This is a genomic window from Morganella sp. B601, assembly GCF_051172335.1.
Classification (GTDB): domain Bacteria; phylum Pseudomonadota; class Gammaproteobacteria; order Enterobacterales; family Enterobacteriaceae; genus Morganella; species Morganella morganii.
Genome location: NZ_JBPIZE010000003.1, coordinates 505,762 through 525,576, shown reverse-complemented (window position 1 = coordinate 525,576; position 19,815 = coordinate 505,762). Strand labels below are relative to the sequence as shown.

Annotated in this window: 19 protein-coding genes and 1 riboswitch; of the genes, 13 read left to right on the top strand and 6 right to left on the bottom strand. The window is 54.7% G+C overall.

Annotation, left to right across the window (positions count from 1 at the left end; translation table 11 throughout):
• Nucleotides 1-16 precede the first annotated feature (16 nt).
• The 5 genes from bioB to uvrB all read left to right on the top strand — a co-directional run bounded on the left by bioB (nucleotide 17) and on the right by uvrB (nucleotide 6,208).
• A complete protein-coding gene (bioB, locus tag ACSBQN_RS10945) occupies nucleotides 17-1,054 on the top strand; it encodes a biotin synthase BioB (RefSeq protein WP_354632878.1) in 1,038 nt (345 codons plus the stop codon).
• An 8-nt stretch (nucleotides 1,055-1,062) separates the two neighbouring features.
• Nucleotides 1,063-2,235 (top strand): 8-amino-7-oxononanoate synthase, encoded by a 1,173-nt coding sequence (bioF, locus tag ACSBQN_RS10940; protein ID WP_152696109.1) that lies wholly within the window; start codon nucleotides 1,063-1,065, stop codon nucleotides 2,233-2,235.
• Entirely contained in the window at nucleotides 2,201-2,995 is a 795-nt protein-coding gene (bioC, locus tag ACSBQN_RS10935; RefSeq protein WP_354632877.1) for a malonyl-ACP O-methyltransferase BioC, read from the top strand. Before bioF ends, bioC begins: the two co-directional genes overlap by 35 nt.
• The gene (gene bioD / locus ACSBQN_RS10930) at nucleotides 2,982-3,665 is read left to right on the top strand and encodes a dethiobiotin synthase (protein ID WP_214167673.1); all 684 of its coding nucleotides are present in this window, start codon (nucleotides 2,982-2,984) and stop codon (nucleotides 3,663-3,665) included. Before bioC ends, bioD begins: the two co-directional genes overlap by 14 nt.
• 530 nt (nucleotides 3,666-4,195) lie before the next feature.
• Nucleotides 4,196-6,208 (top strand): excinuclease ABC subunit UvrB, encoded by a 2,013-nt coding sequence (gene uvrB, locus ACSBQN_RS10925; RefSeq protein WP_024474129.1) that lies wholly within the window; start codon nucleotides 4,196-4,198, stop codon nucleotides 6,206-6,208.
• 5 nt (nucleotides 6,209-6,213) lie between these two features.
• Here the strand turns inward: uvrB and ACSBQN_RS10920 are convergent, their stop codons facing one another.
• Nucleotides 6,214-7,122, bottom strand: coding sequence for a gluconeogenesis factor YvcK family protein (locus tag ACSBQN_RS10920; protein ID WP_214167674.1), 909 nt, complete (start codon nucleotides 7,120-7,122; stop codon nucleotides 6,214-6,216).
• Between the two features lie 256 nt (nucleotides 7,123-7,378).
• Between ACSBQN_RS10920 and ACSBQN_RS10915 the strand changes: the two genes are divergently transcribed.
• From ACSBQN_RS10915 to ACSBQN_RS10890, 6 genes are all read left to right on the top strand, one after another.
• Nucleotides 7,379-7,921, top strand: coding sequence for a GNAT family N-acetyltransferase (locus tag ACSBQN_RS10915; RefSeq protein ID WP_434991673.1), 543 nt, complete (start codon nucleotides 7,379-7,381; stop codon nucleotides 7,919-7,921).
• Between the two features lie 286 nt (nucleotides 7,922-8,207).
• Nucleotides 8,208-8,357: riboswitch (molybdenum cofactor riboswitch) on the top strand.
• Complete coding sequence (moaA, locus tag ACSBQN_RS10910; protein WP_004235691.1) at nucleotides 8,345-9,328, top strand: GTP 3',8-cyclase MoaA; 984 nt, start codon at nucleotides 8,345-8,347, stop codon at nucleotides 9,326-9,328. It overlaps the preceding riboswitch by 13 nt.
• A gap of 25 nt (nucleotides 9,329-9,353) precedes the next feature.
• The gene (moaC, locus tag ACSBQN_RS10905; RefSeq protein ID WP_004235693.1) at nucleotides 9,354-9,833 is read left to right on the top strand and encodes a cyclic pyranopterin monophosphate synthase MoaC; all 480 of its coding nucleotides are present in this window, start codon (nucleotides 9,354-9,356) and stop codon (nucleotides 9,831-9,833) included.
• A complete protein-coding gene (gene moaD / locus ACSBQN_RS10900) occupies nucleotides 9,830-10,075 on the top strand; it encodes a molybdopterin synthase sulfur carrier subunit (RefSeq protein ID WP_024474126.1) in 246 nt (81 codons plus the stop codon). The genes moaC and moaD overlap by 4 nt, the downstream gene beginning before the upstream one ends.
• Nucleotides 10,076-10,078: 3 nt before the next feature.
• Complete coding sequence (gene moaE / locus ACSBQN_RS10895; RefSeq protein WP_004235696.1) at nucleotides 10,079-10,534, top strand: molybdopterin synthase catalytic subunit MoaE; 456 nt, start codon at nucleotides 10,079-10,081, stop codon at nucleotides 10,532-10,534.
• 200 nt (nucleotides 10,535-10,734) lie between these two features.
• A complete protein-coding gene (locus ACSBQN_RS10890; RefSeq protein WP_024474125.1) occupies nucleotides 10,735-11,445 on the top strand; it encodes a Bax inhibitor-1/YccA family protein in 711 nt (236 codons plus the stop codon).
• 63 nt (nucleotides 11,446-11,508) lie between these two features.
• On the opposite strand, the gene ACSBQN_RS10885 is transcribed toward ACSBQN_RS10890, so the two are convergent.
• The 5 genes from ACSBQN_RS10885 to cecR are packed head-to-tail and all read right to left on the bottom strand — an operon-like array spanning nucleotide 11,509 to nucleotide 17,228.
• Nucleotides 11,509-12,606: an ABC transporter permease gene (locus ACSBQN_RS10885; protein ID WP_024474124.1), complete on the bottom strand. Its 1,098-nt coding sequence runs from the start codon at nucleotides 12,604-12,606 to the stop codon at nucleotides 11,509-11,511.
• A gap of 10 nt (nucleotides 12,607-12,616) precedes the next feature.
• Nucleotides 12,617-13,753, bottom strand: a complete 1,137-nt coding sequence (locus ACSBQN_RS10880; protein ID WP_032098863.1) for an ABC transporter permease — start codon at nucleotides 13,751-13,753, stop codon at nucleotides 12,617-12,619.
• The gene (locus ACSBQN_RS10875) at nucleotides 13,750-15,495 is read right to left on the bottom strand and encodes an ATP-binding cassette domain-containing protein (RefSeq protein ID WP_354632876.1); all 1,746 of its coding nucleotides are present in this window, start codon (nucleotides 15,493-15,495) and stop codon (nucleotides 13,750-13,752) included. Before ACSBQN_RS10875 ends, ACSBQN_RS10880 begins: the two co-directional genes overlap by 4 nt.
• A gap of 9 nt (nucleotides 15,496-15,504) precedes the next feature.
• The gene (hlyD, locus tag ACSBQN_RS10870) at nucleotides 15,505-16,503 is read right to left on the bottom strand and encodes a secretion protein HlyD (RefSeq protein WP_032098865.1); all 999 of its coding nucleotides are present in this window, start codon (nucleotides 16,501-16,503) and stop codon (nucleotides 15,505-15,507) included.
• Nucleotides 16,504-16,541: 38 nt separating this feature from the next.
• Nucleotides 16,542-17,228 (bottom strand): transcriptional regulator CecR, encoded by a 687-nt coding sequence (gene cecR, locus ACSBQN_RS10865; RefSeq protein ID WP_004235704.1) that lies wholly within the window; start codon nucleotides 17,226-17,228, stop codon nucleotides 16,542-16,544.
• 214 nt (nucleotides 17,229-17,442) lie between these two features.
• Between cecR and rhlE the strand changes: the two genes are divergently transcribed.
• Nucleotides 17,443-18,789, top strand: a complete 1,347-nt coding sequence (gene rhlE / locus ACSBQN_RS10860) for an ATP-dependent RNA helicase RhlE (protein WP_004235705.1) — start codon at nucleotides 17,443-17,445, stop codon at nucleotides 18,787-18,789.
• A 12-nt stretch (nucleotides 18,790-18,801) separates the two neighbouring features.
• Nucleotides 18,802-19,746: a tRNA dihydrouridine(16) synthase DusC gene (gene dusC, locus ACSBQN_RS10855; protein ID WP_024474120.1), complete on the top strand. Its 945-nt coding sequence runs from the start codon at nucleotides 18,802-18,804 to the stop codon at nucleotides 19,744-19,746.
• Nucleotides 19,747-19,815: the final 69 nt, after the last annotated feature.

Here is a 19,815-nt window from a genome sequence, read left to right as displayed (position 1 = left end):
ATCGGGAGTTACAGTTATGAGTCAAGGTCGTCAGTGGACATTAAAAGAAGCCAATGCATTGTTTGAAAAACCTTTTTTTGAACTGTTGTATGAAGCTCAGACCATACATCGCCAGTATTTTGACCCTCAGCAGGTGCAGATCAGCACACTGCTATCCATCAAAACCGGGGCGTGTCCGGAAGATTGTAAATACTGTGCGCAGAGTGCGCGGTACAAGACCGGGCTGGAAAAAGAACGTCTGATGGAAGTACAGCAGGTGGTGGAAACGGCGCGTAAGGCGCGGGCCGCCGGTTCGACCCGGTTCTGCATGGGCGCGGCGTGGAAGAATCCTCATGAGCGTGATATGCCGTACCTGGAAACCATGGTGAAAGAAGTGCGGGCGCTGGGTATGGAAACCTGCATGACACTCGGTATGCTGAACAGCTCACAGGCGGAGCGCCTCGCTAAAGCGGGTCTGGATTACTATAACCACAACCTCGATACCTCGCCGGAATTTTACGGCTCGATTGTCACCACCCGGACCTATCAGGACAGACTGGACACCCTCGACAATGTACGGGACGCGGGGATCAAAGTGTGCTCCGGCGGGATCTTAGGTTTGGGCGAGGCGGTGCGCGACCGCGCGGCGATGCTGGTACAGCTGGCGAATCTGCCGAAAGCGCCGGAAAGTGTGCCGATCAATATGCTGGCGAAAATCAAAGGCACGCCGTTTGAGGATAATGAGGAAGTCGATCCGTTTGATTTCGTCCGTACCATCGCCGTTGCCCGTATTATGATGCCAGCGTCTCATGTGCGCCTCTCCGCCGGTCGTGAAATGATGAATGAACAGACCCAGGCACTTTGCTTTATGGCAGGGGCGAACTCTATTTTCTACGGCTGCAAACTGCTCACCACCACCAACCCGGAAGAAAATACCGATATCGCCCTGTTTAAAAAGCTGGGGATCAAACGCGAAGCCATCCATGTTACCCGGGGTGACAATGAGGAGACGGATTCTTTACTGGATGCCATCAGCCACAGCGATGACGAAAAATTCTATAACGCAGCCCTGTGAGCCGTACCATGTGGCAGACTTTTCTCTCTGAGCGCCTGCAGCAGGCGCAGGAACAGGATGCGGTACGCCGCCGCGAGGCCAATGACCGCGCGGACGGGCGCACTCTTCTGATTAACGGCAGACGCGCCGTGAATTTCTCCGGTAATGATTATCTCGGCCTCAGCCGCCACCCGGCGGTGATCCGCGCCTGGTGTGACGGTACCCGGCAATACGGCGTGGGCAGCGGCGGATCCGGCCATGTCACCGGTTACACCACGGCGCACCGGGATCTGGAACAGATGCTGGCGGAGTGGCTCGGGTTTGATCGGGCGATCCTGTTTGTTTCCGGTTTCAGTGCCAATCAGGCGGTGATCACAGCACTGATGCAGCGCGGCGATCACCTTATCTGCGACAAACTCGCTCATGCTTCCATTATGGAAGCGGCGATGCATTCACCCGCTGAATTCAGCCGTTTTCATCATAATGATACCGCCCATCTGAGCAACCGTCTGAGCCGGACTGAAAACAGTACCGGCAAAACCCTGGTGGTCACTGAAGGGATCTTCAGTATGGACGGGGATGCCGCGCCGCTGGCGGCGATCCTGCCGCTCACCCGGCAGCATAACGCCCGGCTGATGGCGGATGATGCGCACGGTATCGGTGTCTGCGGCCGTGAAGGACGGGGTAGCTGTGATGCGGCGGGAATACGTCCTGATATTCAGATTGTCACCTTCGGCAAAGCGGTGGGGGTCAGCGGCGCAGCGGTGCTGTGTGATGCACAGACGGCGGATTATCTGACGCAATATGCCCGTCATCTTATCTACAGCACTACTTTCCCTGCGGCACAGGCGTGTGCCATTCAGGCGGCGGTACAGGAAATCCGTCGTGGTGACGGGTTACGGGACACACTGGCGGAAAATATCCGCTTCTTCCGTGAGCGGGTGGCGCATCTGCCGCTGCAGTTACTGTCGTCCGCCTCGGCGATCCAGCCGCTGATCGTGGGGGATAACCGCGCTGCCCTGGCACTGTCGCACTATTTACAGGAGCGCGGCCTGTGGGTGAAAGCGATCCGCCCGCCGACTGTGCCGCCGAATACCGCCCGTCTGCGCATCACGCTGACCAGCGCCCATCACCGCGACGATATCACACAGCTTACGGAGGCGCTGGATGCATTCTGCCGTCACTACCGCCCCGGTGAATAAAGCTGCTGTTGCCGCGGCTTTCGGACGCGCCGCCGGACACTATGACACCGTGGCGCACCTCCAGCAGAAAACCGGCCGCCATCTGCGTCAACTGACCACACAGGCACTTTCCGGGCTGTTACTGCCTGAACTGCACGGGTTGGATGCCGGCTGCGGTACCGGGTTTTTCAGTGAACAGTGGAAAGCGGATTGCCGCAGTGTGACGGCGTTTGATCTCTCCCCTGATATGCTGGTGCATGCCCGGCAGCAGCAGCGGGCGACCCGTTATGTACAGGGGGATATTGAACAGCTGCCTTTTGCGGATAATCAGTTTGATTTTTGTTTCAGCAATCTGGCGGTGCAGTGGTGTGATTCACTGGCGGCAGCGCTGGCCGGACTGGTGCGGGTAACCCGGCCAGGTGGTGTGGTGGCGTTTTCCACTCTGCTCAGCGGGTCGCTGGATGAACTGAATCAGGCTTTTGCCCGGGTGGACAGCAACCGTCACGCCAACGGTTTTCTCAGCCGTGAGGCTGTTTCCGCCGCCTGTCAGCCTTACCGGCATACTTTGTCAGAAGTCTGTTACCGGCTCTCCTTTGATTCTCTGCCCGCGCTGCTTCATTCCCTCAAGGGGATTGGAGCCACGCATGTCCACCAGGGACGTGCTGCCGGGCTGATGACACGCAACAAACTCACTCAGCTGGCGAATCATTATCCCGCCGAAGACGGGGTATTTCCGCTCAGCTATCTTATTCAGTACGGAGTCATACATGTTGAAAAATAACTGGTTTTTAACCGGTACCGATACGGATGCCGGTAAAACCGTGGTCAGTTGCGCCCTGTTACAGACCGCCCGCAACGCCGGATTCCGCTGCGCCGGGTATAAGCCGGTGGCCTCGGGCAGTGAGATGACAGAAGAGGGGCTGCGCAACAGTGATGCGCTGGCGCTGTGGCGCCATACGGTACCGCCGGTCAGTTACGCGCAGATTAACCCTTATACCTTTGCTGAGCCGACGTCGCCGCACATTGTCAGCGAGCTGACTCAAACCCCGCTGGAATTTGCGGTAATGACTGACGGGCTGCATGCACTGAATCAGCTGGCGGACTGGGTGCTGACCGAAGGGGCGGGGGGATGGTTTACGCCGCTGTCGGCCACACAAAGCTATGCGGACTGGGCGGCACAAATGCGGATGCCGGTGATTCTCGTCGTCGGGGTGAAGCTCGGCTGTATTAATCACGCGTTACTGACCGTGCTGGCGATACAGCAGGCCGGGCTGAGCCTGGCGGGCTGGGTGGCGAATGAGGTCACGCCGCCGGGCTTGCGTCAGCCGGAGTATCTGGCGGCACTGAACAACCTGATCCCGGCACCGTGCCTGGGTGTGTTACCGCATCTGCAGGATCCGCTGAATCAGGATCTATCCGGCTATCTTTCACTGCCGGTTTCCGCGCACTGATCCTGCATCCGGACGGATCGTGCCGGGATCACGGCAAATCTTCCGGCCGGGTGTTTTTTATCAGGAAAAAATCCTGAATTATTTTTTCTCTTTGTGCTGAAAGTGACAATTTTATGACTGCACAATGTCACGCAACCATGCACCGGCAAACGACTTTATTAAGTTATCCACTATTCCTGTGGATAACCCTGTGTATTAACTTTAGAAAACTCACGCTATCCTTGCAGGAACGGGGCTTTCACTGACATTGTTGTAAAATCGGGCTTTTATGATTTATTCATAAATAACAATTAGATAAATAAAATCAAGGGTCCTCCGGCGTGAAAAATAGCAATTGGTCAGAGGGGCATCAGATTTCAGCATAATTTAAAATTGCAAGTGCTTTTTTTTTGGGGATAACTGTGGAAAGCCAATAAAATTTTCCCCGGTTTTGCAAGCAAAAAATCACAAAATAACGGATTTTTTCTGCCGGGGGTTGAAGCTGGTTTTTTATCCAGTATCATAGTGACCCTATTCGCGCAGGGGGGCCCATGAGCAAACTATTTAAACTGCATTCTGACTTTAAACCGGCCGGTGACCAGCCGCAGGCCATTGCAAAACTGGTTGAGGGCCTGGAAGACGGGCTGGCGCATCAGACGCTGCTGGGGGTAACGGGCTCGGGGAAAACCTTCACCATTGCCAATGTTATCGCCACGCTGAACCGCCCGACCATGATCATGGCGCCTAACAAAACCCTTGCCGCGCAGCTTTACAGTGAGATTAAAGATTTCTTCCCGGAAAACGCGGTGGAATATTTTGTCTCCTACTACGACTATTATCAGCCGGAAGCCTATGTGCCGAGCTCTGACACCTTTATCGAAAAAGATGCCTCGGTAAACGAACACATTGAGCAGATGCGGCTCTCTGCCACCAAGGCCCTGCTGGAGCGGCGGGATGTGGTGGTGGTGGCGTCTGTTTCCGCTATCTACGGGCTGGGTGATCCGGACAGCTACCTGAAAATGATGCTGCACCTCACCGAGGGGATGATCATTGATCAGCGCTCGATCCTGCACCGGCTTTCTGATCTCCAGTACACCCGTAATGACCAGGCCTTTCAGCGCGGTACATTCCGTGTGCGCGGCGAGGTGGTGGATATTTTCCCTGCGGAATCTGATGATTACGCACTGCGCGTGGAATTGTTTGATGATGAGGTCGAGCGTTTGTCGCTGTTTGATCCGCTGACCGGTCATATCCATTATCAGGTGCCGCGCTTTACTGTTTACCCGAAAACCCACTATGTGACGCCGCGTGAGCGCATCATTGAGGCGATGGAAGGGATCAAAACCGAGCTGGCGGAGCGGCGCAAATTCCTGATCGACAACAACAAACTGGTCGAAGAACAGCGCCTCGCCCAGCGCACCCAGTTTGATTTGGAAATGATGAATGAACTGGGTTATTGCTCGGGTATTGAAAACTACTCGCGCTATCTCTCCGGACGCAAATCCGGCGAGTCCCCGCCGACCCTGTTTGATTATCTGCCGGCGGACGGCCTGCTGGTAATTGATGAATCCCACGTTACCATTCCGCAAATCGGCGGGATGTACAAAGGTGACCGTTCGCGCAAAGAAACGCTGGTGGAGTACGGCTTCCGTCTGCCGTCCGCGCTGGATAACCGTCCGCTGCGTTTTGAGGAGTTTGAATCCCTCGCGCCGCAGAGCATCTATGTGTCCGCCACACCCGGCAAATATGAAATGGAGAAATCCGGGTCTGATGTGGTTGAACAGGTGGTCCGGCCGACCGGGCTGCTCGATCCGGAAGTGGAAGTGCGTCCGGTGACCACTCAGGTGGATGATCTGCTGTCTGAAATCCGCATCCGCGCACAGAAAAATGAGCGCGTGCTGGTCACCACGCTGACCAAACGGATGGCGGAAGATCTTACTGAATATCTGGAAGAGCACGGCGAGCGGGTGCGTTATCTGCACTCGGATATCGATACGGTGGAACGTGTGGAAATTATCCGCGATCTGCGTCTCGGGGAGTTTGATGTGCTGGTGGGCATCAACCTGCTGCGTGAGGGGCTGGATATGCCGGAAGTGTCGCTGGTGGCGATTCTGGATGCGGATAAAGAAGGCTTCCTGCGTTCCGAACGTTCCCTGATCCAGACCATCGGTCGTGCCGCCCGTAACCTGCACGGCAAAGCGATTCTCTACGGCGATAAAATCACTGACTCAATGGCGAAGGCTATTGAGGAAACCGAACGCCGCAGAGAGAAGCAGATGGCGTTTAACGAAGCAAACGGTATTGTGCCGAAAGGGCTGAATAAAAAGATTGGCGATATCCTTAAAATCGGCCAGCCATCAGCCGGGGCGAAAAATAAAGGCAAAGGAAAAGCAGCCGCGAAAAGCAGCGATTATCAGCGTATGTCGCCGAAAGAGCTGGAAGTTAAAATTCAGGAACTGGAAGCACAGATGTACCGCCACGCTCAGGATCTGGAATTTGAACAGGCGGCAGCGGTACGGGATGAATTACAGGGGCTGCGTGAGCAGTTTATTGCCAACTCCTGACGGGATCAGGGCAGCAGGGCGATTGTTTTATCCAGCGCACTCAGCAGCAGGCGGCGGTCATGGCGGTACGGTACATCCTGTGCCTCCAGGACCTCTCTGACAATCAGGCAGTCGCCGAGGTCGCCGGTATTGATATGAGGTGCGCACACTACTGCATCTATCCGTTTGCGGCCGATGCGGCTCTCAATCACGGCGATTTTTTCACTCAGGCTGAGTGATGCCGCTGCCGGGCTCAGTTCTTTGCCGAGATTCTCAATATAGATCATCGGCGCCTGATTAAAATTAATGGCTTTGGTGAAATCGGGCAGCAGCATCAGCGGCATCAGGCTGGTAAAAAAACTGCCCGGCCCGATAATAATCAGTTCTGCGCGGCAGATGGCATCCAGCGCCTCTTTGGTGGTTTTCACCGGCGGGGAGAGCTGTAACTCCTGCGGCGGGCAGGTCAGCTGATCGACATTCACTTCGCCGTACACTTCATGGCCTTCACTGTCGATAGCCATCAGGTCGACCGGCGTTTCCGACATCGGGATCAATTTGGCTTTGACTTTCAGCATATTGCGGATCAGATTGATCGCATCCAGCGGACGCACACTCATATGATCCAGCGCTTTGAGCATCAGGTTGCCGAGGTTGTGTCCCGCCAGTTCGCCGTTACCGCTGAAACGGTATTCAAACATGGTGGAAGCAATCGACGGCTCCGTGATCATCTGATTGAGACAGTTACGCATATCACCCCAGGCAATGCCGCCCTCCGCCCTGCGGATCCGGCCGGTGGAACCGCCGTTATCCGTGGTGGTGACCACGCCGGTCAGCCGCGATCCCAGACCGTTCAGGCAGGACATCACCCGTCCCAGCCCGTGGCCTCCGCCTAAAGCAACAACATGTTCCAGCGACGTGAGTGTGCGGTTTCCCATAGTGTTTATGCATTCCCTGAGTTTTCATATTTATTTGCGCGGTAATCTATCATAAAAACCAATTTTTCGCGTCACGATACTGAGATTTATCAAACTCCGGTCAATCATAAAGATAAATTATCTTTTTGCTGCGTACTTTTACGTGTGATTCAGAAGTGGCAGCGGCATGGAAGTCATGGTATGAGTGAATGCGGTGACTGAAAGCATCACAAATAAACATCAATAACAAAAATCAATAAATGACAGGAAGAACATCATGAATGACCTGACGTGCACCATTCCGGTGCTGGAAACTGACCGTCTGATCCTGAGTGCCCACCGCAGAGAAGATCATGCGGCGGTTGCTGATATGTGGTCAGATACGATGGTAACGCATTATGTTATGGCAGGACAAATCTCCACACCGCGCGACAGCTGGATGCGGATGCTGGCCTATCTCGGATTGTGGCCGCTGCTGGGCTATGGTTACTGGGCGGTCAGGGAGAAAAGCACCGGAGAGTATATCGGGGATATCGGTTTTGCGGATTTTTACCGTGAAATGGAAAAAGACATCAGCCGCTACCCCGAGGCTGGCTGGGTATTTGCGGCGCGGGCACACGGCAAAGGCTATGCCGGTGAGGCGCTGAAGGCGATTCTGACCCGGCTGAAAGAGGTGCGCGGTATTAATGAATGCGTGTGTATTATTGCCCCTGAGAATAAACCCTCCATCCGGCTGGCAGAGCGTCACGGCTTCCGTCCGCAGGAGACGCTGAGAATGAATCATAAATCTGTTATTTTCTATCACCTTACACTGGACTGACCGGGCCTGCTATACCTGTGTCAGATCAAGAAAGCGGTAAATAATTTTCCTGTCAAACCGCCGTATTTCCGGCGGTTTTCTGTTTATTATTTATTCAGTGGCCTATAATTGATTTGCTAATTAATTGAAAAACTGTGTGAAATTTTCGTTATCCGGCGTATCCGTTCCTTTTCCCGGAGGCCCGGTAACTCGTTGTATAATAAGATATATAGCGTATTTATCATGGTAATTCCCGCAGGGCAACGCTAGAATCAATTCACTTAGCGTGGTTATTAACAGCATTAATGACAACGATTAACTCCTAGCCTTCACACCTACGTTTCAGGTCGGAACCGGAAATAGGGTGAGCTGGCCGTGACACTCACGAGTGCCACCAGGGTGCAGGATAGAAATGTCCGCATCTCCCGTATTTGGAAAGGTGTTATGACTGAACAACTGACAGATCCCTTTGCGCGCAAATTTTACTATCTGCGCCTCTCCGTGACAGACGTTTGCAATTTCCGTTGCAACTATTGTCTGCCTGATGGTTATAAACCAAACGGACACAAATCCTTTCTTTCTCTCGGCGAAATCCGCCGGGTGACCCGCGCGTTTGCTCAGCTGGGCACGGAAAAAATCCGTCTGACCGGCGGTGAGCCGACCATGCGCCGCGATTTTACCGATATCGTTGCCGCTATCCGCGAAAATGAGAATATCCGCACCATTGCCGTGACCACCAATGGTTACCGCATGGCACGGGATATCCGTGACTGGCGTGCCGCCGGGCTGAGCGCCGTGAATGTCAGCGTTGACAGTCTCGACCCGCGCCAGTTTCACGCTATCACCGGGCAGGATAAATTCATGCAGGTGATGAGTGGTATCGATGCCGCGTTTGAGGCCGGTTTTGAAAAGGTGAAAGTGAATGTGGTACTGATGAAGAATGTCAATGACATCCATCTGCCTGCATTTCTGAACTGGATTAAAGACCGCCCGATCCAGCTGCGTTTTATCGAACTGATGGAAACCGGTGACGGCAGTGATGTGTTCCGCCGTTTTCATATCTCCGGCAATGTTATCCGCGCCCGTCTGTTACAGGCAGGCTGGCAGCAGGTGGCGCGTGCCCGCAGTGACGGCCCGGCACAGGTGTTCAGTCATCCGGATTATCAGGGCGAAATCGGCCTGATTATGCCGTATGAAAAAGACTTCTGTCAGAGCTGTAACCGTCTGCGGGTGTCTGCGGTCGGTAATCTGCATCTGTGCCTGTTCGGCGAGCAGGGGATCACACTGCGTGATCTGCTGGCGGAAGACGGACACGACGCAGAGCTGAAAGCACGGCTTCAGCGCGCATTACAGCACAAACGCGAAACCCATTTCCTCCATCAGGGGGACAGTGGTATTACCCCGAATTTATCCGTTATCGGCGGCTGATCCGCCGGTCATATCAGGAGTTTACATGTCTCAACTCACCCATATTAATGCGGCGGGCGAAGCCAACATGGTGGATGTGTCCGGAAAGCAGGAAACTGTCCGCGAAGCGCGCGCCGAAGCCTTTATCACCATGGATGCCAAAACCTTACAGATGATTATTGACGGCAACCATCACAAGGGGGATGTCTTTGCGACAGCCCGTATCGCCGGTATCCAGGCCGCCAAACGGACCTGGGATCTGATCCCGCTGTGTCACCCGCTGATGCTGAGCAAAGTGGAGGTTCAGCTGAGCGCGGAGCCGGACACATCCCGTGTGCGTATTGAATCCTGCTGCCGTCTGACCGGTAAAACCGGGGTGGAAATGGAAGCCCTGACTGCGGCTTCTGTGGCTGCACTGACGATTTATGATATGTGCAAAGCGGTGCAGAAGGATATGGTTATCGGCCCTGTCCGGTTACTGGAAAAAAGCGGCGGGAAATCAGGACATTTTAAGGCGGACGCATGATTAAGGTACTGTTTTTCGCGCAGGTGCGCGAGCTGGTGAATACCGATGAGCTTTCTCTGCCGTATGATTACGCCACAGCGGAAGATTTACGGGCCGCGTTATGTGAGCGCGGTGAGCGCTGGGCGCTGGCGCTGGAATCCGGCAAACTGCTGTGTGCGGTGAATCAGTCTTTTGTGCCGCTGTCGCACCCGCTGACAGACGGCGACGAGGTCGCATTCTTCCCGCCGGTTACCGGAGGCTGAGTCATGAATAATACCCGGATTGCTGTTCAGACGGACAATTTCAGTGTCGGTGAGGAATATCAGTGGCTGGCCGGTTGCGCGGATGACGGCGCGGTGGTCACCTTTACCGGCAAAGTCCGTAATCATAACCTCGGTGATAATGTGGCGGCTCTGTCGCTGGAGCACTACCCGGGCATGACCGAAAAAGCACTGGCGGATATTGTCACACAGGCACGTGAGCGCTGGGAATTACAGCGGGTGACGCTGATCCACAGGGTCGGCAGTTTATACCCGAATGATGAGATTGTGTTTGTCGGTGTCAGTGCTGCCCATCGCGGCATGGCATTTGAAGCGGCTGAATTTCTGATGGATTACTTAAAAACCCGCGCGCCGTTCTGGAAAAAAGAGACATTGCCGGAAGGCGGCACCCGCTGGGTGGATGCCAGAGAAAGCGACCAGAAAGCCGCAGATCGCTGGTAATTTACCGCTGATAACCCCCTGATCGCCGGATTTTTTCCGGCGGCTGTACATCAGGTTAAAAATATTCTCTGTTTGTAAAGAAAAGGGGAGAATTCCTGACAGTTTGCCTGCTGGCAACACCCTTTTTATGTGATAATCTATAGTCCTTGGTCGTTTATCATCCGATAAACAATTTGATACAGATGAAAGGGTTATCCATCATGGACCGATTTCCTCGTTCTAACGGCTCGATAGTTTCACAGGCGGGCTCCGGTATTCAGGCTTATATGGCCCAGGTTTACGGCTGGATGGCGTGCGGCCTGCTGCTGACTGCCTTCGTCGCCTGGTATTCGTCTAACTCCATGGCGATTATGAGCTTTGTTTTCTCCAGCAAAATCACCTTCTTCGGGCTGATTATTGCTCAGCTGGCACTGGTCTGGGTTATCTCCGGCATGGTTGAGCGCCTGAGCGCGTCCATGGCGACCGGGCTGTTTATGCTCTATTCCGCACTGACAGGGCTGACGCTCTCCAGTATCTTTATCGTGTATACAGATGCATCTATCGTCAGCACCTTCTTTATCACGGCAGGGATGTTCGGTGCGCTGAGTATCTACGGCTACACCACCAAGCGCAGCCTGTCCGGGATGGGTAACTTCCTGTTTATGGGGCTGATTGGTATTATCATCGCGTCACTGGTTAATATCTGGCTGAAAAGCGAAGGTATGACACTGATCATCACCTATATCGGTGTGATTGTGTTTGCCGGTCTGACCGCGTATGACACTCAGAAACTGCGTGAGCTGGGTGAACAGATTGACAGCAACAACAAAGACACCATGCGCCGCTATGCGATTGTGGGTGCGCTGTCGCTGTACCTGGACTTCATCAACCTGTTCCTGATGCTGCTGCGCCTGCTGGGCGACCGCCGCTAATCACAGACAGCGCAGGATGTAACAATAAAAGGCCGGTGAAAACCGGCCTTTTTGCGTTCTGATTTACGCAATCTTGCGCCGGAACAACGCATAGGCAGCCGAACCGGTGGTCACGGCGATCACCAGCAGAGGCCAGAGGCTCTGGCGGATAACACTGAAATCCGCATCTTTGAGGTAAATCTGTTTGGTGATTTCATTGAAATGACGGATAGGATTGATCCAGGTGATATGTTGCAGCCAGACCGGCATATTCTCCACCGGGGCAATATAACCGGACAGCAGCACGGCAGGCATCATAAAGACAAACACGCCGATAAAGGCCTGCTGCTGGGTGGCGGAGAGTGCGGAGATTAACAGACCGAACCCGACCAGCGACAAACCGTACACCATCATGGTGAAATAAAACAGGATCAGTGAACCGGAGAAGGGGATGCGGTAAGCGAAAATGCCGATCACCAGCACAATACTGGCCTGGACCGTGGCCACTATCAGTGCCGGAACTGCCTTACCAACAAAGATTTCACCGGTGGTCAGCGGCGAAACCAGCAACTGATCCAGCGTACCCTGTTCCCGCTCACGGGCAACAGAGAGAGAGGTGACAATCATCACGCCGATGGTGGTGATCAGCGCCACCAGCGACGGCACGATAAACCATTTGTAATCCAGATTCGGGTTATACCAGTTGCGCACCACCAGCTCACTGGTGACCGCCTGCGGCATCCGCTCCTGCTGGTAATGCGCGGTGATTTGCTGAACATAATTGGCGGCAATCTGCGCACTGTTGGAATTCCGTCCGTCGAGCAGGATTTGCAGCTGTGCCGGTTTCTGTGCGGCGAGCTGAGCACTGAAGTTCTGCGGGAAATGCACCAGCAGCAGGGCTTTGCGGTTATCAATCACATCCTGTACATCATGCCGGTTCTGGATCAGCAGCACATCAGAAAACGCACTGGCTTTGGCAAACTGCTGAGTCAGTTCAATGGATGCGGGGCCTTTGTCCTCATCGTAAATCGCGATAGTCGCGTTGGTAACTTCCAGCGTTGCCGCCAGCGGGAACAAAATCATCTGGAATAACACCGGTACGATAAGGATCGTACGGGTCTGCCGCTCGCGGAGAAGTAATTGCAGCTCTTTGATAATTAAGGTGAGTATCCGGTGAAACATGGCAGTCTCCTTAATCAAGCCGGCGGCGGGTTTTCAGGGCGGTCAGGCCGATAAACACAAGCGCTGACAGGATCAGCAACACCAGATTACTGATAATCACCGGCATAATATTACCCGCCAGGAACAGTGTCTGCAGGCTTTCCACAAAGTAGCGCGCCGGGATCACATACGTCACCACCTGTATCGCCACCGGCATACTGTCAATTTCAAACACAAAGCCGGACAGCATAATCGCAGGCAGAAACGCCGCATTCAGTGAAATCATGGCGGCGTTAAACTGATTGCGGGTCACGGTGGAAATCAGCAATCCCATACCAAGCGCGGTAGCGAGATAGAGGGAGGTCACGAGGGCCAGAAGCCACAGCGAGCCGTGGTACGGCACATCCAGCACATATACGGTCACCACCATACACAATACCATGACAAAACTGCCGAGCACCTGATACGGCAGCAGTTTGGAGAGCAGCAGTTCCGTTTTGGTCACCTGCGTTGAGAGCAGGGCTTCCATGGTGCCGCGTTCCCATTCCCGCGCCACCACCAGTGAGGTCAGAATAGCGCCGACCACGGTAATAATGATGCTGATAGCCCCCGGAATAATAAAATGCTGGCTGATGGCCGCCGGGTTAAACCAGTAGCGCAACCGGACATCAATAGGCGGTTCACTGCTGATCCCCCGATCCTGTGCCCGCTGCTGCTGCCAGATCTGCCAGATACCGCTGGCATAGCCCTGCACAAAGTTGGCGGTATTGGGCTCGCTGCCGTCCGTAATCACCTGAATTTGTGCGATATCGCCCTGACGGGCCAGACGTTTGTCCAAATCCGCCGGGATCACCACAATACCGCGGATATGCCCCGCCTGGAGTTTATCAATTAATTCACGGCGGTTATCACTGAGGGTGGCATCAATAAACGGAGAGCCGGTAAAGGTGTTGATCAGCTCCCGCGCCGGTTCGCTCTGCTGATTCACCAGAATCCCGAGGCGCAGTTTTGATGAATCCAGATTGATGCCGTAACCGAAAATAAATAACAGAATCAGCGGGATCACAATTGCGATCAGGGCACTCGACGGGTCGCGGACAATCTGTTTGCTCTCTTTGATGCACAGCGCCCGCAGACGGCGCCATGAAAAACCGGAAGGTGTGCTCATGATGCAGCCTCCTGTGCGCTTTCTTTGTCATACTCCTCGACCAGCCCGATAAAGGCATCTTCCATTGACGGGTCCGGATGGGTGTCATCAGCCACCGAGGCCTTCAGTTCATCAGGGGTACCGGCAGCAATGATTTTGCCGTGGTAGACCAGCCCGATGCGGTCACAATATTCCGCCTCATCCATAAAGTGAGTGGTCACCATCACTGTCACACCTTTATCCACCATGCCGTTAATATGCAACCAGAATTCACGGCGGGTGAGCGGGTCAACTCCGGAGGTGGGTTCGTCGAGGAAAAGAATATCCGGTTCATGCATCAGGGCACAGGCCAGCGCCAGCCGCTGTTTGAAACCGAGCGGCAAATCTTCGGTGGTCTGGCGCAGGATCGGGATGAAATTAAAAGCATTTACCATATCATCGATTTTCTGCTGCTGCGCTTTGCCGCGCAGCCCGTAAGCGCCGGAGAAAAATTTCAGGTTCTGGGCGACCGTCAGATTGCCGTAGAGGGAAAACTTCTGCGCCATATAACCCAGGCGGCTGCGGGCTTTGGCTGAGCTGGTTTTCAGATCCAGCCCCAGCACCAGAGCGCGGCCGCTGCTCGGGATCATCAGGCCGCACATCATCTTAAAGGTGGTGGATTTGCCCGCACCGTTCGGGCCGAGCAGGCCGAAAATCTCCCCGCGTTTGACCTGAAAATCCACATGATCGGTCGCGGCAAAATCACCGAATTTTTTGGTCAGGCTGACGGCTTCAATCACGGTCTCATCCGGTGCCGCCGGGATCTGCGGCATAATCTGCGCCAGCTGTGAGCGGTGGGAAGGACCGCCGCCGAGCAGATCAATAAATGCATCCTCAAAACGAGGCTTAGCGGGCAGCAGCTCTGCATCCGGGCATTTCAGCGCGCTGAGCAGGGTGCGGGTATCGGCCTGTGGTTTTACAATCAGCCGGACATAACGTCCCTGAATAACACCATCAGACACCTGTGGCTGAATCAATGCCTCCTGTAAGATGCGGCGGCGTTCACCGGGGGCTGCGGAGAGCAGGAAAGAGCGGCCTTCCATCGTTTCTGTCAGATGTGCCGGTTTGCCCTCATAAATGACTTTTCCCTGATTGAGCAGCAGCACATCGCGGCACTGTTCTGCCTCATCCAGATAAGAGGTACTCCAGAGGATCAGCATGCCGTCATCGGCGAGAGAGTGCACCATACGCCACAGTTCGCGGCGGGCGATAGGATCGACCCCCACACCCGGTTCATCAAGCAGCAGCACCTGCGGCTGCCCGAGCAATGTGCAGGCCAGCCCGAGCTTCTGTTTCATGCCGCCGGAGAGTTTGCCCGCCATGCGGCCGGTAAAACGGGTCAGGTCAGTAAAGGTCAGCAGGCGGTCAAAAACAGCCTGCTGTTCATGGTGCGGCAGACCGCGCAGTTCGGCATATAAACGGAGGTTTTCCATCACGGACAGATCTTCATACAGCCCGAATTTCTGCGGCATATAACCGAGCTGTGCGCGCAAAGCCACACTGTCTTCAATCGGATCAAACCCGGCCACGCGGATCTCCCCGCTGTCCGGTTTCAGTAACCCGGCCAGCATACGGATGAGGGTGGTTTTCCCGGCACCATCCGGTCCGGCAAGCCCGGTGACACCGCCGCCCCGGATAGTGGTGGTCAGCCGGTTAACCGCCGGATTATCAAGGCCGGGAAAGCATTTTTCGACGGCACTGAGGGAGATAGTGATGTCTGACATCGTCTCTCCTTACGGCTGCGGCTCTTCATTATCAAAGCGGATGGTGACCGGCATCCCCTGACGCAGCAGCGGGTCGGCATCCGTCACCACAATGCGCAGACGGTAGACCAGATCTGTCCGCAGTGCCGGAGTTTCAACGGATTTCGGGGTAAACTCGGCAGTCGGGGAGACAAATCCGACATGCCCGTGATACGGTTTGCCCGGGCGGCTGTCGGTTTCCAGTAATACTTTACGGCCGGGCTGTGCCTGTCCCAGCTCGCTTTCGCTGACATACGCCCGTACCCACACCGGATTGGTCAGTGTCAGGGTGAATACGGTGCTGCCAGCCGGCAGAATCGTGCCGGGCTCGATGGCGCGGGTCAGAATAGTGCCTTCTGCCGGTGCGGTCAGACGGGTATCCGCCAGGTCAAGCTGCGCCTGCTCCACGGCGGCTTCGGCCTGTTTCAGCTGTCCGCGTGCTTCGGCAATCTCTTCTTTGCGGTAACCGTTTTCCAGCTGGTTCAGTTTGTCCTGTGAGGCTTTCAGTGCCGCATCAGCCTGATTGCGCTGATTGCGGGCATTTTCCAGATCATTGGCGGAGATGGCACGGCTTTTCATCAGCCCGGCCTGGCGCTGATAAAACTGACGGGCAAATTCCGCCGCTGCCGTATTACGGGCAACATCGGCTTTTGCCTGCGCGATTTCTTCCGGCCGGTAGCCGGTTTCCATCATCAGTAATGCCGCCTGTGCGCTGTCCCGTACCCCTTCCGCTTTCAGCAGGGCGTGACGGTACGGTGTATCATCCAGCATACCGAGCAGCTCACCGGGCTGAACCGCTGCCCCTTCATCCGCATTCAGGGATTGCAGTTTGCCGCCGACACGAAAACCAAGATTTACCGTCCGGATATCCACATTACCGTACAGCAGAGCAGGCCCCGACGGGCGTGACTCCCACCAGTACCATCCGCCGGCACCGGCCAGCAGGATCAGAATAATGATAAATATCCCGGTTTTTTTCATTGGCTTCATGAATTGATTCCTGGTGAGTTATCAGAGACAGTGGTGTATCAGTTGCGGTAATGCTGTTTTAATCCGCTGAGCAGCAGCCGGATATGTTCCCGCAGCACATCATTGATCATGTCATACTCTTTCGGGCCGATATTATCCCAGCCGGTCTGGCGCAACAGGTTTTCCCGTGCCAGACGGAAAGATAAAATCTCACCCATCAGAGCGTGTGTATGGATCAGCGTATTGATATGTCCGTCCGGCAGCCCGGTATAACGGGCAACTAATCTGGCCTGGCGGGTAAAAATCGCAGACAGCGCCTGTTCGTGGATAAGCGTGTAAGCTTTGGTCGGAATTAACTGCTCGCGCGACATAATCCGGCTGATATTAATATTACTTTTCTTCAGCACCAGCTCATTGTAGGCAAGAAAACTCAGCTCAATCAGTTGCAGACAGCGGCTTTCATCCCGTTCGTCAGCGCCGTTTTCCAGAAACAGATCAATTTCTTCAATGACAGGACGGAATTCATCACGGATAATGTCGGCAATATGCTGTGCAACGGCCAGATACAACCCGTCTTTTGAGCCGAAATAATAAGCAATAGCTGCGATATTTTGATCCGCACGTTGTGCAATCTGGCGAGTAGTGGCACTATTTGGGCCGTTCAGTCCGAAAATCTCAATAGCGGCTTCCAGTAAAGCGAGTTTGGCTTGTTCGCCTCGCGGCGTATTAGTCGTATTGACTGACATGGCGTATATCCTTATGGGTGTGTCGGCATAAACGAGAGATCAATCATATGATTAACTGTATGCTCATCAGTATCTGTTGTAAATGAGCAGTAAGCAACGGATTGATCACAGACGTATTTTATCGATATTTCTTCCGGAGTGACGGATTAATTTTCGACATTCAATTATCAGCAGGCCCCGCAGACAACAGACCGGGGCGGAGTCTTAACAATTCATGAGTTTTTCATCATTACCATTATGCCCGGAAATTCAGAAGGCCGTCGCAGAGATGGGCTACGAACAGCCGACCCCGATTCAGATGCAGGCCATTCCGCAGGTTCTTGCCGGACATGACTTATTAGCCAGCGCACAAACCGGTACCGGAAAAACCGCCGGTTTTACCTTACCTATCCTGCAATATTTACAGGATAATCCGCGCAAAGGCGGCGGGCGTCCGGTTCGCGCGCTGATTTTGTCCCCGACCCGCGAACTTGCCGCTCAGATCGGTGAAAACGTCCGCGAGTACAGCCGCCATCTGCGCACCCGTTCACTGGTGGTCTTCGGCGGAGTGAGCATCAACCCGCAGATGATGAAACTGCGCGGCGGCGTGGATATCCTGATTGCCACTCCGGGCCGTCTGCTGGATCTGGAACATCAGAATGCGGTGGATTTATCCAAAGTCGAAATTCTGGTGCTGGATGAAGCTGACCGCATGCTGGATATGGGCTTTATCCATGATATCCGCCGTGTTATCAAAAAATTACCGGTGAAGCGCCAGAATTTACTGTTTTCCGCGACATTCTCCAATGGTATCAAATCGCTGGCGAATACCATTCTGAATAATCCGGTGACGGTGGAAGTTTCCCCGCGCAACAGTGCCTCACAGCAGGTCACACAGTTTGTTCATCTGGTGGATAAAAAACGCAAAGCAGAACTGCTGGCGCACCTGATTGGCCGTGATAACTGGGAGCAGGTGCTGATTTTCACCCGCACCAAACACGGTGCCAATCGTCTGGCGGAATTCCTTAACGACAGCGGCATCAAAGCGGCGGCTATCCACGGTAATAAATCCCAGGGCGCACGTACCCGTGCACTGGCGGATTTCAAAAGCGGCGCTATCCGCGCACTGGTTGCGACGGATATCGCGGCACGCGGTCTGGATATCGAGCAGCTGCCGTATGTGGTGAACTATGAACTGCCGAATGTGGCGGAAGATTATGTCCACCGTATCGGCCGTACCGGGCGTGCGGAGGCTACCGGCCTGGCATTATCACTGGTATGTGTCGATGAGCATGACTTATTACGTGACATTGAAAAACTGCTGAAAAAGCAAATCGAGCGGATGGCTGAACCGGGTTACGATCCGGATCCGTCCATCAAAGCCGAACCTATCCAGAAAGCGAAGCAGGGTCGCGGCGGCAACGGCCGTTCCGGCGGCGGACGTCAGGGCGGACAGGGTCGCAGCGCCGAAGGCCGCGGTAACAGCGGTGGCGGTGACAAACGTCCGCCGCGTCCGCGTCAGCACAAACCGCGTTCCGGCAACAGCGACTCCGGCAGCCCGTGGGGTAACCGGGGCAAATAACGGAACCGGCTCATGCGTGTTCTTTTAGCACCGATGCAGGGGGTCTTAGACCCTCTCGTCCGTCATCTGCTGACGGCGGTGAATGATTATGATCTCTGTATCACCGAGTTTGTCCGTGTGGTGGATATGCTGCTGCCGGAGAAACTGTTTTTCCGTCTCTGTCCGGAGCTGGAAAACGGCGGTCTGACCGAATCCGGCACGCCGGTGAGGATCCAACTGCTGGGACAGTTCCCGCAATGGCTGGCAGAAAATGCCGCGCGGGCGGCTGAACTCGGCTCGCACGGGGTGGATCTCAACTGCGGCTGCCCGTCCAAAACAGTGAACGGCAGTGGCGGCGGGGCGACCCTTCTTAAAGACCCGGAACTGATTTATCAGGGCACCAAAGCTATCCGTGAAGCGGTACCGGTGCATCTGCCGGTATCGGTGAAAGTGCGGCTCGGCTGGAGCAGCAATGCGCACCAGTTTGAAATCGCCGATGCGGTGGCACAGGGCGGGGCAACCGAGATCACGGTGCACGGGCGCACCAAAGAAGCAGGCTATCGCGCGGATCTGATTGACTGGCCGGCGATCGCAGCTATCCGTCAGCGGCTCTCCATTCCGGTGATTGCCAACGGCGAAGTCCGTGACTGGCAGAGTGCGCAGCAATGCCTGGCCGTGACCGGCTGTGATGCGGTGATGCTCGGGCGCGGAGCGCTCAATGTGCCGAACCTGAGCTGTGTGGTTAAATATAACGCGCCCTTTATGCCGTGGCCGGAAGTGGTGGCATTACTGTACCGCTACACGCAGCTGGAAAAGCAGGGTGATACCGGGCTGTACCATGTGGCGCGTATCAAACAGTGGTTCAGCTATCTGCATAAAGCCTATCCGCAGGAAGCGGATGAACTTTTTGCCGTGATCCGCCCGCTGAAAGATTCTGCCTCGATTGCACAGGCGATTGCTCGGGCTCAGGGCGCATAAAATTTGCTTTTTTTGCCATATCGCACTTTAATTGACAGGTGAGCCGGATTTTTTCTTAACCCGTTAATA

What these genes read in the sequence shown, in the direction of transcription:
- bioC (WP_354632877.1), top strand. Translation starts at nt 2,201, where the DNA reads ATGCATTCTGCCGTCACTACCGCCCCGGTGAATAAAGCTGCTGTTGCC.
- bioB (WP_354632878.1), top strand. Translation starts at nt 17, where the DNA reads ATGAGTCAAGGTCGTCAGTGGACATTAAAAGAAGCCAATGCATTGTTT.
- cecR (WP_004235704.1), bottom strand. Translation starts at nt 17,228, where the DNA reads ATGTCAGTCAATACGACTAATACGCCGCGAGGCGAACAAGCCAAACTC.
- moaA (WP_004235691.1), top strand. Translation starts at nt 8,345, where the DNA reads ATGACTGAACAACTGACAGATCCCTTTGCGCGCAAATTTTACTATCTG.
- ACSBQN_RS10890 (WP_024474125.1), top strand. Translation starts at nt 10,735, where the DNA reads ATGGACCGATTTCCTCGTTCTAACGGCTCGATAGTTTCACAGGCGGGC.
- moaD (WP_024474126.1), top strand. Translation starts at nt 9,830, where the DNA reads ATGATTAAGGTACTGTTTTTCGCGCAGGTGCGCGAGCTGGTGAATACC.
- moaC (WP_004235693.1), top strand. Translation starts at nt 9,354, where the DNA reads ATGTCTCAACTCACCCATATTAATGCGGCGGGCGAAGCCAACATGGTG.
- ACSBQN_RS10915 (WP_434991673.1), top strand. Translation starts at nt 7,379, where the DNA reads ATGAATGACCTGACGTGCACCATTCCGGTGCTGGAAACTGACCGTCTG.
- bioD (WP_214167673.1), top strand. Translation starts at nt 2,982, where the DNA reads ATGTTGAAAAATAACTGGTTTTTAACCGGTACCGATACGGATGCCGGT.
- rhlE (WP_004235705.1), top strand. Translation starts at nt 17,443, where the DNA reads ATGAGTTTTTCATCATTACCATTATGCCCGGAAATTCAGAAGGCCGTC.
- ACSBQN_RS10880 (WP_032098863.1), bottom strand. Translation starts at nt 13,753, where the DNA reads ATGAGCACACCTTCCGGTTTTTCATGGCGCCGTCTGCGGGCGCTGTGC.
- ACSBQN_RS10885 (WP_024474124.1), bottom strand. Translation starts at nt 12,606, where the DNA reads ATGTTTCACCGGATACTCACCTTAATTATCAAAGAGCTGCAATTACTT.
- bioF (WP_152696109.1), top strand. Translation starts at nt 1,063, where the DNA reads ATGTGGCAGACTTTTCTCTCTGAGCGCCTGCAGCAGGCGCAGGAACAG.
- ACSBQN_RS10920 (WP_214167674.1), bottom strand. Translation starts at nt 7,122, where the DNA reads ATGGGAAACCGCACACTCACGTCGCTGGAACATGTTGTTGCTTTAGGC.
- hlyD (WP_032098865.1), bottom strand. Translation starts at nt 16,503, where the DNA reads ATGAAGCCAATGAAAAAAACCGGGATATTTATCATTATTCTGATCCTG.
- uvrB (WP_024474129.1), top strand. Translation starts at nt 4,196, where the DNA reads ATGAGCAAACTATTTAAACTGCATTCTGACTTTAAACCGGCCGGTGAC.
- dusC (WP_024474120.1), top strand. Translation starts at nt 18,802, where the DNA reads ATGCGTGTTCTTTTAGCACCGATGCAGGGGGTCTTAGACCCTCTCGTC.
- ACSBQN_RS10875 (WP_354632876.1), bottom strand. Translation starts at nt 15,495, where the DNA reads ATGTCAGACATCACTATCTCCCTCAGTGCCGTCGAAAAATGCTTTCCC.
- moaE (WP_004235696.1), top strand. Translation starts at nt 10,079, where the DNA reads ATGAATAATACCCGGATTGCTGTTCAGACGGACAATTTCAGTGTCGGT.